Below are 13,521 nucleotides of genomic sequence, written 5' to 3'. Positions count from 1 at the left end.
AGAGAGCCTAATTTTGTTATAAAGGAAAATTTTGCGAATTTATGCCAAAAATCGTCATTAAGAGCGATTCTGCCGAAGCTTCAAGCTTTGACATCCATATTTAAGGAATTAGACTAGAGCAGGGCGCTTTGGAAAAACAATGTTTTATTAGCATTTAACGCTCCGACCCCTTCCCTACAGGGTTTGCACTGCCTTTAACTAGCTCAATTGCTTTAACGCAAGCAGAAATAGGTCTACACCGTTTACAGACAGCTAGCTGTCTAACTGTGTGGCGCAATTTGCACAGTCGTGCAGTATTTTGCTGCGAATAATTTCATGCGAATTGTTCATGTGAATTGTGTGATTCATGTGGATTGTGTGAACTGCGTTAATTGCCCGGTTTCTGGACTGCACTAAGCGAATTTTGACTTTGACCGCAAATCACGTTAGGAGAATTCTCGATCATGGGTTTACGTAAGCGAGTCGCGCTAGGTGGCGCAATGTTGACGGCGATCGCCGCTGGTCTAAGCCTTTCAGAGAAGGCGATCGCCCTTCCCCTCGCTGATCAGACCGATGGACAGCTCATCAGTCAAGTACAAGTCAATCCAGCCAATGGGTTAAACCAAGTACGGGCTGAGGTCGTCAGCGTCTCTAACGATGGAGACGTGCGAGTCCGACTAGCCAACGGGTCCTACCGCACGCTGCCTAATGTCAATCCGCAGGTTCTCAGCAGCCTCCGACCTGGGGATGAAGTCCTCGTGACAACGACACCGGGCAACGACATTGTGAATGTGGCGCTCGCTCCCGATACGGTGCAGCAAGCCCGTGTTGACGAACCAGACGAAACTACTCAGGCAGAAACGGTAGACGAAACTGAGCAAGAAACCGTCCGCGAGAGTAGTGAAACTGAAACAATCGTAGAACGAGAAACCGTCCGCCAAGAAACGACCCCACTACCCGTGTCAGAGCCAGAAAGAATTACTCCTGTGCCTGTCACCTCTACGCCAGCCACGCCACCCCCTGCCCCTCGCGCCCTCTGGTAACGGGAGCAGTCCACCTAAATTTATAACGTCACTAACGTCACTATTGAGCGCGAAATCACGGGTTTCGCGCTCAAGTTTTATTCCAGTACCCCGTAGGGGCACAGCGTTCGGCAAATAAATTCTGTCACAGACAAGGTTTCTGCTCGAATGCTATGCCCTTACAGCCGTTTCCACCTGGATAAATCACAAATCCCTGTAGGGGGCGTTCGCGAACGACCCCCACGCTATGGCTTACCCATCGGAAAATGGCTGTAAGTCAGGTGTGCTACCCAACCAGCAATCGACGATAAGCATTAACTTCAAACGTGAACTCGATGAGACGACAGGCTATCGAGAACTAGCAACTTACTCAAACGATGCGCCGTGCAAAAGCAGCAAAGTCGATTAGGCGAGCTGCAAAGTAGTTTGACTTTGTTCATGATTAAAAGAAGATAACAAAGGAATTGCTTCGTTAAACGGACTAAAAATTTTGAAACTGTTGAAGACTCTTAGCCCGAAGCTACAGCATGATCTGCTAGTGCTGTTTGCAGCGGGGCTTTTATTTTGGTCAGGTTTAGCGGCACTTTTGCCAACTTTACCGCTTTACATTCAGGATGCAGGAGGTACCAGCCAAGACATTGGCATTGTCATGGGTGCATTTGCAGTCGGGCTGTTAGCGTCTCGTCCTAGTCTGGCGACACTAGCCGATCGCCGGGGACGCAAAATAGTTCTGCTAATTGGCATTGCAGCGGTGGCGATCGCCCCCCTCGGCTATTTGCTTACCGACTCAATTCCGCTATTGATAGCAATTCGAGCCTTTCACGGCATCAGTATTTCTGCTTTTGCGCTAGCCTACACTGCCTTAGTCGTAGACCTATCGCCCGTCGAGCATCGGGGCGAACTGATTGGCTACATGAGCTTAGTCAATCCGCTAGGGCTGGCGTTAGGTCCAGCAATGGGGGGATTTCTACAGGAATGGGTTGGCTATGAGCCAATGTTTTTAGCAGCAGCGGCGTTAGGCGGATTGGGCTGGATCTGTACCGCCCGGATTCAGGAACCTGAGTCAGTTCACCCACTTGATCCATCGTCAGCTCAACCGTCTGGTCAGTTTTGGCAGATGCTCGGTAGTCCGCGCATTCGGATTCCAGCTACCGTGCTGCTGTTGATCGGGCTAGCATTCGGTACACTCAGTACTTTTGTGCCGCTATTTATCAAAGAAGTTGGAGTAAACCTGAACGTTGGATTGTTCTATACTGCAGCGGCGATCGCCAGTTTCGGCATTCGCATCGTTGCGGGTCGGGCTTCTGACCGCTACGGGCGAGGTCCATTCATCACACTCAGCTTGGTGTTTTACACCACAGCAATGATGTTGCTGTGGCAGGCAAACAGTGCCGCTTCGTTTTTGCTAGCTGGAGCCATACAGGGTGCAGGCTCAGGAACGCTAATCCCGATGATTTCAGCGCTGATGGCAGACCGATCGCACGCTAATGAGCGAGGCAAAGTCTTTGGTTTGTGTATGGTTGGCTTTGATGTGGGAATTGCGATCGCCGGACCCATTGCAGGAGCGATCGCCACTCAGACGGGCTACAAAAATGTCTTCGGTTTGACCGCAGGGCTAGCATTCCTCAGTCTGATCGTTTTCCTTACCCTATCGAGCAAAAGCTTAGGACATTCCTTCCGATTTGCTACCGGACGCGGCGAGGACGTTTATGCGATCAAGTAGCGGTTTAGCAATACCAAACCCTGCACAGCAAAAAAATAGGGGATTGGTGTTACCAATCCCCTAAATCAAACATATTGGACGGGCTAGGAGGGATTCGAACCCCCGACACCGTGGTCCGTAGCCACGTGCTCTAGTCCACTGAGCTACAAGCCCTTGCTTCGAGTTACTATCCTATCATAACTGAACGCCATGACAAGAAATTCTTTCCCCTCCGATTTTTCCCAGCCATCCCTGACCCATCTCGATCAGCAGGGGCAGGCTCAAATGGTAGACGTGTCAACAAAAACGGCAACTGTGCGACGGGCGATCGCCGCTGGCCGAGTGCGAATGCTGCCAACCACGTTTGCTGCTATCCAGTCGGGAAATGCCCCGAAAGGAGACGTTTTGGGCACGGCAAGGCTAGCAGGAATCATGGCAGCCAAGCAAACCGCTCAACTGATTCCACTCTGTCACCCACTTCCCCTACAAAAGGTGGAAGTGCAGATTTCACCAGACGCGGATTTGCCTGGATACCAGATTCAAGCAGAAGTGAAAACAAAATCAGAAACGGGCGTAGAAATGGAGGCTTTAACAGCCGTTTCAGTTGCCGCACTGACGCTCTATGACATGGCCAAAGCGTTGGAAAAATCAATTCAAATTGAGGCAATCCACCTGCTCAGTAAGACTGGCGGCAAATCGGGAGATTACATCAGCGAAACAGCAAGTGATACTCAGGCTTCGTCGTAGGCTTCCAAATCAAGCAGATAAAGGTAGGGTTCTACCATCTCCGGACGGTGGAAAGCGATCGCCCGCAGTAAGTGCCAGTCGTTCAGCCCTTCAAAAGCGTCTGTGTATTCGTCTTGCTCTAGCCGTTTGGCTAGTTCAGCCACTTCTGTTTCAGTGAACTTTGCAAGGTTAGGTGCAGAAAAGTGCAGTGTCTTCATGGCGGTCCCCCTTAGAAACATCCGTGCCCAGTAACCCCGGTAGGATCACAGATGCAATTCTCTCTAATATCCTATGTCGTTCTACGCTTTCTCGCCCAGCTTTATAACCTTCTCGCGGATGAAGTTTTGCATAAGCTCTAGGACTACTGGTCGAATTTCGTGCCCCATATCTAGTTCGTGATACTGCACAGTTGCCCCTAGTCCTAGTAGGCTATCTCGCGCTTGCTGTGCGGCCCGCAGCGGCACCACCTGATCTTGCCTGCCATGCACCATGAGGATAGGCGGGAATTGTGAAGTTTGTGTTGCAAGGGGAGCATGGAGATAGCCACTCAAAATCATCAGGGCTGCTAATGGTAACTGTGTACCCACGTCCAACGTCATCGCACCTCCCTGAGAAAACCCCGCCAAGATGGTATGGGAAAGAGGAATTCCAGTAATTTCAGGCAAGGATTTCAGCCATTCTGTGAGCTGCTGTCTACTTTTGGCTAAGTCAGGCTGATTGCCAAAGACGTTGCTCTGAAACGTGTAGCTTTGCGGAAAGCTGTACCACATCTTGCCCTGAGGCGCATAGGGGTGGGGAAATGGTGCATCGGGGAAAAGCATCTGGTAGCCAGGCAAACGCAGCATTGGAGCCAGCGACGCCACGTCTTGAGCACTTGCGCCCCAACCGTGCAGCGCAACAAACAAGCCTTGAGGCGGGTTAATGGCAGAGGGAAGAGCGATCGCTTGTAAAGACATCCGCGTTAAGTAATTTTGCTCTTGTAATCATATTTCACAGAAGCGGCAATTCCACCTATCCTGGGAAATGCACAAAAAACTGACTACCCAGAGGTAGGGCTATCATGGCGCGTCTGGCATTGCTGAGTACATCGGATAAGACCGGGTTAGTTGAACTAGCCCGCGTTCTAGTAGAAGAATTTGAGTTTGATCTGCTCAGCAGCGGCGGAACGGCTCAGGTGTTGAAACAGGCTGGCATTCCAGTTACCAAAGTTTCTGACTACACCGGATCGCCTGAAATTTTGGGCGGACGGGTAAAAACGCTGCATCCTCGCATTCATGGCGGCATCTTAGCAAGGCGAGATCTGCCCCAAGATCTGGCAGACCTGGAAGCAAACCAAATTCGCCCGATTGATCTAGTCGTGGTGAACCTCTACCCGTTTGAGCAGACGATCGCCAAACCAGAAGTAACGCTGCCGGAGGCGATCGAAGAAATCGACATCGGTGGACCAGCTATGCTGCGAGCTTCTGCCAAAAATTTTGCTCATCTGGCAGTCTTGTGCAATCCGTCGCAATATGACAGTTACCTGCAAGAATTGCGCCAACAGGGCGGGGAAACTTCTTTAGAATTTCGGCAAGCCTGCGCTCAACAAGCTTTTTGGCACACGGCGAATTATGACCAGGCGATCGCCCAATTCCTCAGCAGCCAGACAACCGAAAGCAAATCAGATGGGGAGCAAGAAACTTTGCCCCAACGTTTCACCCTGTCAGGACAGCAGGTGCAAACTTTGCGCTATGGCGAAAACCCACATCAACCCGCAGCCTGGTATCAAACCGGAACAGTTCCTTCTGGTTGGGCAGCGGCTCAAAAACTCCAGGGCAAGGAACTGAGTTACAACAACCTGGTTGATCTAGAAGCAGCTCGACGGATTATTTCGGAATTTTCTGAGACGGCAGCAGCGGCAATTCTAAAGCACACCAACCCTTGCGGTGTAGCAGTCGGGAATAGTCTGTCAGAAGCCTACGAGAAAGCATTAAATGCCGATCCAACCTCAGCATTTGGTGGAATTGTTGCGCTCAGTCGCTCCATTGATGCAGCTACCGCCACCGCCCTGACCCAAACTTTTCTAGAATGTATTGTCGCTCCAGGCTGCGACCCCGAAGCTGAAGAAATCTTGACGAAAAAGTCAAAGCTGCGAGTGCTGATTTTACCTGACCTAAATCGAGGCGCAGCTGAAACGGTAAAGGCGATCGCAGGTGGTTTCCTCGTTCAATCAAGCGACGATTACCTCACCGACCCAACAACCTGGCGCGTCGTCACAGAACGCCAACCCACCACAGAGCAGCTAGAAGAACTCATGTTTGCCTGGAAAGTGGCAAAACACGTTAAATCCAACGCTATCGTCGTCACGAGCGATCGCACCACACGCGGCGTCGGAGCCGGGCAGATGAATCGCATCGGTTCTGTCAAAATCGCTCTGGAGCAAGCAGGCGATCGCACCCAAGGAGCCACTCTAGCCAGCGATGGCTTTTTCCCGTTTGATGACTCTGTGCGGCTAGCAGCCTCAGCGGGGATAGAGGCGATCGCCCAACCTGGAGGCAGCTTGCGCGACCAAGATTCTATTCAGGCGGCAAACGAACTGGGACTGGTTATGATCTTCACCGGAGTACGCCATTTCTTACACTAAGCAAGCAGTTATAGCACTGAGTGTTTAAGTTAGAACAAGGAAAAGGCTGAGGGTTAACCCTCAGCCTTTTCCTTGTTCTAATCTTTATGAAAACAGGCATAAATCAATATGTTAATTATACAAATCGACACTTTAGATAGGCTATGCTACCGCTAGCATTTTACTTTGAAAAATCCTAAATTCCCTGGGAGATCTATGCTTCGGCAGAGTGCACCTCTCCCAATTTGTTCATCTCATAAAAAGTTTGAGACTGCCATACATTTCATTCAATCATCTTTTTACACTTCCCAACCTAACTATCCTTCCTAGGCTCCAAATCGGAGCTGCTAAGAACGAGCACAACTGCTCAAATGACCCTATTTGATCTATGTCTTTGCTCAACTAGGGAATGTGACACTAATTCTTCCTGAAACTAAACAGCACAGAGCCTTAAGCCCTATTTGCAAAGGGAAGACTCTGTGCAAGCTCCAAGTCAAGTTGGTATAAGCTTTCATCGAATAAAAGCAACAGCAGGATTCGTTTTCAATTTCTTTTAACTCTGTCAGACCCTACCTACGAGGGATCAAAGACAATGCAAATACAGCAAAACCTTCCAAAAATTCTCAATGAAAGAGTTTTATGGATTACGGCATTATTAACTGCGCTATGTCTTGCAGCGGGACTTGTATCTTACTTCTTTTTGCCAGTAGAATTTGGCTCCACTACGATTGCCAATAACTTTGGGCAGCAATTTAGACTGGCTTTCTCACGCACTGGTTTTGTGTTTTTGTTTATTTACCTGCTGCTGCTTGCCACTCATAACCGTGAGTGGAGTCAACAAATTTTCAGCAACTTCTTTAATGCTGTAACCTATCCTCTCAACCTGGCAGTATTTCGCATCTTTTTCTTTGCAGCACTGTGCCAATGGATTGATTTGGGCACGACCCTTAGACTAAGCCGTTTACCCGCTGAGTTGAGAGTTGCACCCTTTGGTCTAGAGTGGCTAACTCCCATTATTCCTATTAATGAACCATTAGCAAGATTTGCGTGTTACCTACTTTTCCTTGCTAGTTTTGCAGCCTTAATTGGTCTATTTACTAGCATTTCTGCATGGGTAACCGTAATCGTTGGAGTTTATGCCCTAGGAATTCCTCAGCTTTACGGCAATGTGGGCCATTATCACCATCTCATATGGATTGCGGCAATTTTGGCAGCTAGTCGCTGCGGTGATTATTTCTCTTGCGATGCAGTCTTTGCTGCCTGGAAGCGAGCTGACCGGGGAGTTGTAGCTCCACCTGCTGCTTCTCAAGCCTACGCTCTACCGCTGCGGTTTGTCTGGTTGGTTATTGGCAGCGTTTACTTCTTTCCGGGTGTGCGAAAGTTCTGGATCTCTGGGTTGGATTGGGTATTTACCGATAACTTTAGATATCATCTTTATCGCAAATGGCTAGAAAACCATTGGGTACCAGGTTTCAGAGTTGATAACTATCCTGCTTTGTTTATGCCAATGGCTCTCAGTGCCATCCTATTTGAGGCTGCATTCATTTTCCTGGTCTTTCTACCCCGCTTTCGTCCTTGGATTGCGCTCATCGGCTTCTCGTTTCACTCGGCTGTCGAGTTTATTATGCGGATTAGCTTCTGGACGCTGCAAGTGTGCTATGTCAGCTTTGTAAATTGGTATGGGCTTCTAAAGTGGGTTGGTCTACGTTTTTATCCAAGGGATATGTACGTGGTGTACAACGGCAACGACAAGCTCTTTCGTCGCGCGATCGCCACTATAAGAGTATTTGACTTGTTCGATCGCATTACTTACGTCAATGCTTTGGATAAGCCAGCACTAGCAGCTCACAATCTGACCTGGCTTGACCCTGGCGGTATTCTTGCAGATGTACATACTGTCGTTAGTCAAAGCACCTGGAAAGGGTTTGCAGCTTATCGGGCGCTGTCGTTCCGAGTGCCAATTTTCTGGCCAATTTTGCCACTGCTGTATATTCCTCCCGTTCTTGCAGTTTGTGATCGCATTTATTGCACCATGACTGGCTCTAGAACCTGTGATCTGCGCCAGACTACCTCTAATCTTGACGACTTTAGAGCTAATCAAGTGTGGCGATCGCGCACACTGGTTGTGCTCAGCACATTTCTAATTTTCGTCAATGTCCCCTTTGGCATCGCTGGAATCAAGTCAGCCTGGCCCTTCGCCTGCTATCCCACATTTGAAGTTATCCTCGGAGCTCAGCGACAAACGCTTGAAATTGTTCCTCTAGGAGCATCAGGCGAAATAATCAACCTCAACCAAACTTTGAAACAAGAAATTCCGTTCAACAGCTACCGGGGTATGGTCAGGCACATTCTGACAGGCAGCGAAGAATCACTAGTAATAGATAGAGACATGGGGCAAGAAGACCGCTTAAAAGCACTTTGGCAGGTGGCAACTCGTAACAGCGACCAATCAAATGAAATCGTGACCGTTCAATTTTACAGAGTAACGCTATGGAGTCCTCCCGAAAAGTGGGAAGAAAACCCTGCCTCCCGCGAATTGCTGTTTGAGCTTCAGGTTTGACGAAGCACACGCATCATCTTTAAAAGATCCAAAAGAAAATTGACGTTCTCAATCCAGGTATGAATTTTAGTAAGGGTGCCGCGCTTTACGCGGCACCCTTACTAAAATTCATACTTCAACTTTTTATGGTGACAACTACAAGAAGGCGATCGAATTAAATGTAGAGTGGAGCGGTACAGCAAAACCCTTGTGAGTCTTGGCTTTCACCTTTTATTCTACCCTGCACTCGTCTTGTTACACCTGCATAAAAGTCATCACAACGTATCTCTGAATACAGAGTTGTTATAACAAGCTCGGTTTACTACCAACAGACTCTCTAGCGTCTCTGGAGGCATAAACCGTGACTGGAACCTTAACCAAAACCGATACTCTGACCCAGCTAGAAGCTTACGTTGCCAAAAAAGGGCGGGCTGAACTGGTGAAGCAGGTACGTGCCAAGATTGACGAACTGGGGATCAAATACATCTACTACCAGTTCATTTCAGTTACGGGGCGAATTGTGGGTAAGGGCGTGCCCACTGACCACTGGGAGGCGATCGCCGATCGCGGCATTCAGCTTGTTTACGGTGCGACCGCCAACCTATACCTCGATCGCCATCGCAACTACATCGGTTACGGACCAGAAGCTTCAGAACTAGTCGCTATTCCTGATCCCGATACTTTCTGCCAATTGCCCTGGGATCATCGCGTTGCTAGAGTCTTCTGCACCTGCTTCCGCAACCGGGAAGAGCCAGTGGACGCGGGAGCTTATCTCACTTCTGATTGTCGCGGCAATCTCCGTCGAATTCACGAACAGTTTCAGCAAGACCACAACGGACTGCACCTACGGCACGGCTGCGAGCCCGAAATGATGTGGCTGAAAAAAGGCGCAGATGGTTTACCCGATGGCGGTGCAACCAAACCCAACTGCTATCACATCGACCAGTTTGAAGAATTGCGCCCCGTGTTTTTGCGCGTGATTGAATACAGTCAGGCAATGGGACTGGACATGATCCAGGGCGACCACGAAGACGCACCAGGACAGCTAGAGCTTAATTTCACTTTTGATGATGCGTTAAAAACGTGCGATCGCCTCGCCACCTATCGCCAAATCTGCGCTCAGGTTGGACGCGAATTTAACCTGATTGCCTGCTTCATGTCCAAACCCTTCATGGGCGTGTCCGCAAACGGCTGTCACCATAACCTGTCGCTCTGGTATGGCGGTGAGGCACAGGTAAAAGATTTTGGCTATGAATCGCTGCCAGGAATGGCAAGCACGTTCAGCTATCTCAAAGACGGTGAGAATACTTTCTTACCTGACCCTGAACGCTCTAAAACTAAACCAGGGCCAATTGGGCTGAATGCGATTGGTGGAGTGATAGAGCATTTGGGAGCGTTGACAGCAATCGGTTGTTCAACTGTCAATTCCTATCGTCGCCTTTGGGATACCGGACTGTGGGCACCCGTCTACGCCGATTGGGGTTTCCAGAATCGCACCTGTGGCTTGCGCGTTTCCGCTCCCGGTCGGTTTGAATATCGAGCCGTTGATTCAATGGTGAATCCTTACCTGATGGCAGCAGCAATTCTCAAAGCCTTTGACGATGGCATCAAACGCAACCTCGACCCCGGTGAACCAGAACATCGCAATCTCTACGAAGCAATGGAAGCTGGAAAACAAGTGAAAAAACTACCCATGTCACTGGGTGAAGCGCTCGATCGCTTAGCTGCCGATGAGGTGATCAAATCTGCCCTTCCTGGAGAAATGTACGACGTTTACACCTGGTACAAGCGCGATGAATGGGAACGCTTCCTCGCTACCACCAGCAACTGGGACATGGAAAATTACATTGATTGTTTGCCCTAATTGCTCGTTCAAGTTAGATATCATCAGGGGTATGCCACACTCCCCTACCTCTCAAAGAAAGCAGCGCGATCGCGCCAAACTCTGGCAAGATCCCGACCTTGCAGGGATTGATATCCTTCACGCCCACTATTTCACTCACTCATTTAGCCGTCATACTCATGACGGCTTTGCCATCAGCATCATTGAGGGTGGAGTCGGGGCTTTTTGGTATCAGGGAAGTGTTCATGCCTCTCCGGCTGGCTATCTCGGACTGCTCAATCCAGGTGAACCCCATACCGGACAAGTTTTGAGCGAAGCAGGCTGGAAGTATCGAGCCCTCTACGTTGCGCCAACTGTTCTACAGCATGTTGCGACAGAAATAGCAGATCGCTCCTGGAGCAACTGTTGGTTTCCAGAACCAATCGTGTATGACCCGCAGCTTGCTCAAACGATGCGAACTTTGCATCAACTGTTGAGCGAGACAAGCTCAAGGCTTGAGCGGGAAACCGTTTTGCTCTCTGTGTTAGCTCAGGTATTGACTCGTCAAGCCCAAAATGCTCCTCATGTGAAACATTTAGAACAAGAACATTGGGCTGTAAAGCAGGTTCGAGAATACATCGAAGCCCATTACGCAAGTAACATATCGCTTCAGCAGCTTGCTCAACTGGTTGACCTAAACCCTTTTCATCTAGCACAGGTGTTTTGTACCACGGTTGGGTTACCACCTCATACTTACCTCAATCAAGTACGGGTCCATCAGGCAAAAAGGTTGATTTTAGCAGGAGAGGCGATCGCCCAAGCTGCCTACCTAACCGGATTTTTCGATCAAAGTCATCTAACGCGCCGCTTCAAACAAATTCTTGGCTGCACACCCGGACAACTACTCAACCATTAGAAGTTACCCGTCCCCAAGATCGTACAAGACCACCTGCTAAAGATTGCTCGATAGTAAGGGAATCGAGAACAGGAGGTGCTTCATGGGCAAATCAACCGACAACTCTACACCCCCCACGCTGATTTTTATCAAGCTAGCAGCAATGACCGTGATTTGGGGCGCAACCTTTATCGTGGGGCGTGTTTTAATGCAGTCAGTTGCCCCCTTTACTGCTGCGTTTTGGCGATATGCGATCGCCACTCTCTGTCTCCTGCTATTAACAATCAAACAAGAAGGGCGACTGCCGCCCCTGCGATCGCAGCAAGTATTGCCCCTGGTCATTCTTGGGCTCAGTGGCATCTTTGCCTACAATGCCTTCTTTTTCCTAGGACTACAGACCACCGATGCAAGCCGAGCTGCTCTCATCGTCACAACCAATCCCACTGTCATTGCTCTCAGTGCAGCCCTACTTCTAAAAGATAAACTCACTCCGTTTAAGCTGATCGGCATCTTTCTAGCACTCACAGGTGCCGCGATCGCGATTTCTCAAGGAAATCCACTGGCGATTTTAGCGCAAAGAATTGGTTCTGGAGACTGGTTTTTGCTAGGCTGCGTTATCACCTGGACGATCTACACCCTGATGAGCAAACAGGTAATGAAAACACTCTCCCCATTTGCTGCTACCACCTACGCTTGCCTGATTGGAACTCCCATCTTTTTCATACCTGCTTTACGGGAAGGGTTACTCCAAAGCTGGCAAACCTTTTCTGTTTCTGTCTGGCTCGGAATTCTATACCTGGCATTGTTAGGAACCGTTGCTGCCTTTTGCTGGTATTACGAGGGTGTAAAACTCATTGGTGCCGCCAAAGCAGCCGTCTTTATCAATTTGGTGCCTGTCATCTCAGTCATCCTGGCAGCACTTTTGCTCAACGAACCCCTTACACCAACACTCATCCTCGGCGGTTTATGTGTCGTTCTCGGTGTTTCCCTAACTAACCGTTAGCAGGTTCCATGTATCTCCTTCTTTCCCAGCGTGAAGAGGGGATGTAGCACGTACTGGGAGGTATAGCCGATCGCATTAAACGCATAGCCTTAGGAGAAGATCGGTCAGCATAATCTCAGGATGTTTTAATAAAGTAGGAAAGAGGGTTTACTTAACTTTCCAAGGATAACTGAGCAAAGATAACTGGCGATCGCTAGTTAGCAGGAAATAGGGATTAATCCAAAGCTTGAACAGCCTCAAAATGAGTAGTGTAAACACAACTGCCAGCGCAGTCATTCAAAAAAAGCAGACAAAATACTGCTGTCAGACACTAGTACAACCAAAAGCCCAAAGGGATTTGAGTCAACCGAATTAGAACATACTAACGTCAGTTAGAAAAAGCCGGAATAGATGAGGTGGTAATTCTTAATCTTGTGTAGAACGTAGGCACAAAGTATTTCCTCCATGACATATCAAGTGAAATAAAATTTCAAGAACTTGTTGAGACAAAGAACTAGAATTATATCAAAAAATTCCTCGAAAAATACTTAGAGAAGTAGAACTCAAACCATTAGCTTCATAAAGCTAATTGCCTACCGCATTTCAACCTAGTTCTTTCAGCTTGGTCTTGAGATTCTGATTTTTTGAGATGCAATTCTTCAGACTTCAACTCAGCCACGTGGCTGATATTGCGAGTTTCCTATTGTAATTAGATGAATTTTTAGAAATAAACCAGTCAAGCAACTAGTTCTTGATCTACCAGCGCTACTGTTGAAGGTTAGTGTGATTAATACTAACCCTTACCCAGGAAACAAAACGGTTTCAAAATGTTTTCAACTCTTATTGAATTTCTCATTCAATTAACTTTTATAGTCAAGTTCTTCTTTGCCGAGAAGTCACTGCGAAAAATAACGAGCTTAGCGTAACTTTTTCTCTCTTGAATCAGCAAATTCACGTAAGCAACTATGCTAAATGCCTCCTTTCATCAGTCATTTCACTTGATGACAAACTGGCTTGCTAGGGAACAATAATCGTAAATAACCAAAAATTAAGTAAAAGGCTTAAGCCTATGGCGTCAAAAGATTTTCCGGCGTTGCTGCAAGGGTAATGCTTGGTTTGGCATGATAGAAGAATGAAATGTCCTCAATGTAATTCAACTCAAGTCGCTAAGAACGGGCATCGTCGAGGGAGACAATGCTACAAGTGTAAGCAGTGCAGGCGACAATTTCTCGAATCCTACTATCCTTGGCGC

The 13,521-nt window shown here is 48.4% G+C and carries 11 protein-coding genes and 1 tRNA gene; 9 read left to right on the top strand and 3 right to left on the bottom strand.

From position 1 onward, the window contains the following. Positions 1 to 443: 443 nt before the first annotated feature. From H6F88_RS30790 to H6F88_RS30780, 3 genes are all read left to right on the top strand, one after another. Positions 444 to 1,022 (top strand): hypothetical protein, encoded by a 579-nt coding sequence (locus tag H6F88_RS30790; protein WP_190646638.1) that lies wholly within the window; start codon positions 444 to 446, stop codon positions 1,020 to 1,022. A gap of 226 nt (positions 1,023 to 1,248) precedes the next feature. Further along, complete coding sequence (locus tag H6F88_RS30785; protein ID WP_190646637.1) at positions 1,249 to 1,410, top strand: hypothetical protein; 162 nt, start codon at positions 1,249 to 1,251, stop codon at positions 1,408 to 1,410. Between the two features lie 81 nt (positions 1,411 to 1,491). Then, positions 1,492 to 2,724 carry an MFS transporter gene (locus H6F88_RS30780; RefSeq protein ID WP_190646636.1) on the top strand — a complete coding sequence of 411 codons (1,233 nt, stop codon included), beginning with the start codon at positions 1,492 to 1,494 and terminating at the stop codon, positions 2,722 to 2,724. Between the two features lie 79 nt (positions 2,725 to 2,803). Here the strand turns inward: H6F88_RS30780 and H6F88_RS30775 are convergent. After that, positions 2,804 to 2,877: transfer RNA gene (locus tag H6F88_RS30775), tRNA-Arg, on the bottom strand. Between the two features lie 36 nt (positions 2,878 to 2,913). Here H6F88_RS30775 and moaC point away from each other — a divergent pair. After that, a complete protein-coding gene (gene moaC, locus H6F88_RS30770; protein WP_190646635.1) occupies positions 2,914 to 3,450 on the top strand; it encodes a cyclic pyranopterin monophosphate synthase MoaC in 537 nt (178 codons plus the stop codon). On the opposite strand, the gene H6F88_RS30765 is transcribed toward moaC, so the two are convergent. After that, complete coding sequence (locus H6F88_RS30765; protein ID WP_190646634.1) at positions 3,435 to 3,647, bottom strand: DUF2555 domain-containing protein; 213 nt, start codon at positions 3,645 to 3,647, stop codon at positions 3,435 to 3,437. The two genes, moaC and H6F88_RS30765, sit on opposite strands and share 16 nt — an antisense overlap. A gap of 81 nt (positions 3,648 to 3,728) precedes the next feature. Further along, the gene (locus H6F88_RS30760; protein WP_190646633.1) at positions 3,729 to 4,385 is read right to left on the bottom strand and encodes a dienelactone hydrolase family protein; all 657 of its coding nucleotides are present in this window, start codon (positions 4,383 to 4,385) and stop codon (positions 3,729 to 3,731) included. A 104-nt stretch (positions 4,386 to 4,489) separates the two neighbouring features. Here H6F88_RS30760 and purH point away from each other — a divergent pair, with 104 nt between their 5' ends. From purH to H6F88_RS30735, 5 genes are all read left to right on the top strand, one after another. Further along, positions 4,490 to 6,052 carry a bifunctional phosphoribosylaminoimidazolecarboxamide formyltransferase/IMP cyclohydrolase gene (gene purH / locus H6F88_RS30755; RefSeq protein ID WP_190646632.1) on the top strand — a complete coding sequence of 521 codons (1,563 nt, stop codon included), beginning with the start codon at positions 4,490 to 4,492 and terminating at the stop codon, positions 6,050 to 6,052. 571 nt (positions 6,053 to 6,623) lie between these two features. Continuing rightward, on the top strand, positions 6,624 to 8,591 hold the full coding sequence (locus tag H6F88_RS30750) for a hypothetical protein (RefSeq protein ID WP_190646631.1): 1,968 nt from the start codon (positions 6,624 to 6,626) through the stop codon (positions 8,589 to 8,591). A 370-nt stretch (positions 8,592 to 8,961) separates the two neighbouring features. Next, entirely contained in the window at positions 8,962 to 10,434 is a 1,473-nt protein-coding gene (locus tag H6F88_RS30745; protein ID WP_190646752.1) for a glutamine synthetase, read from the top strand. A 31-nt stretch (positions 10,435 to 10,465) separates the two neighbouring features. Next, positions 10,466 to 11,308, top strand: coding sequence for an AraC family transcriptional regulator (locus tag H6F88_RS30740; protein WP_190646630.1), 843 nt, complete (start codon positions 10,466 to 10,468; stop codon positions 11,306 to 11,308). Between the two features lie 82 nt (positions 11,309 to 11,390). After that, on the top strand, positions 11,391 to 12,290 hold the full coding sequence (locus H6F88_RS30735) for a DMT family transporter (protein ID WP_190646629.1): 900 nt from the start codon (positions 11,391 to 11,393) through the stop codon (positions 12,288 to 12,290). The last annotated feature ends 1,231 nt before the right edge of the window (positions 12,291 to 13,521 follow it).

It is taken from the genome of Oculatella sp. FACHB-28 (assembly GCF_014696015.1).
Lineage (GTDB): Bacteria > Cyanobacteriota > Cyanobacteriia > Elainellales > Elainellaceae > JAAUTN01.
The sequence above is the reverse complement of the archived record's forward strand: the minus strand, read 5'-3'. Positions and strand labels throughout refer to the sequence as shown.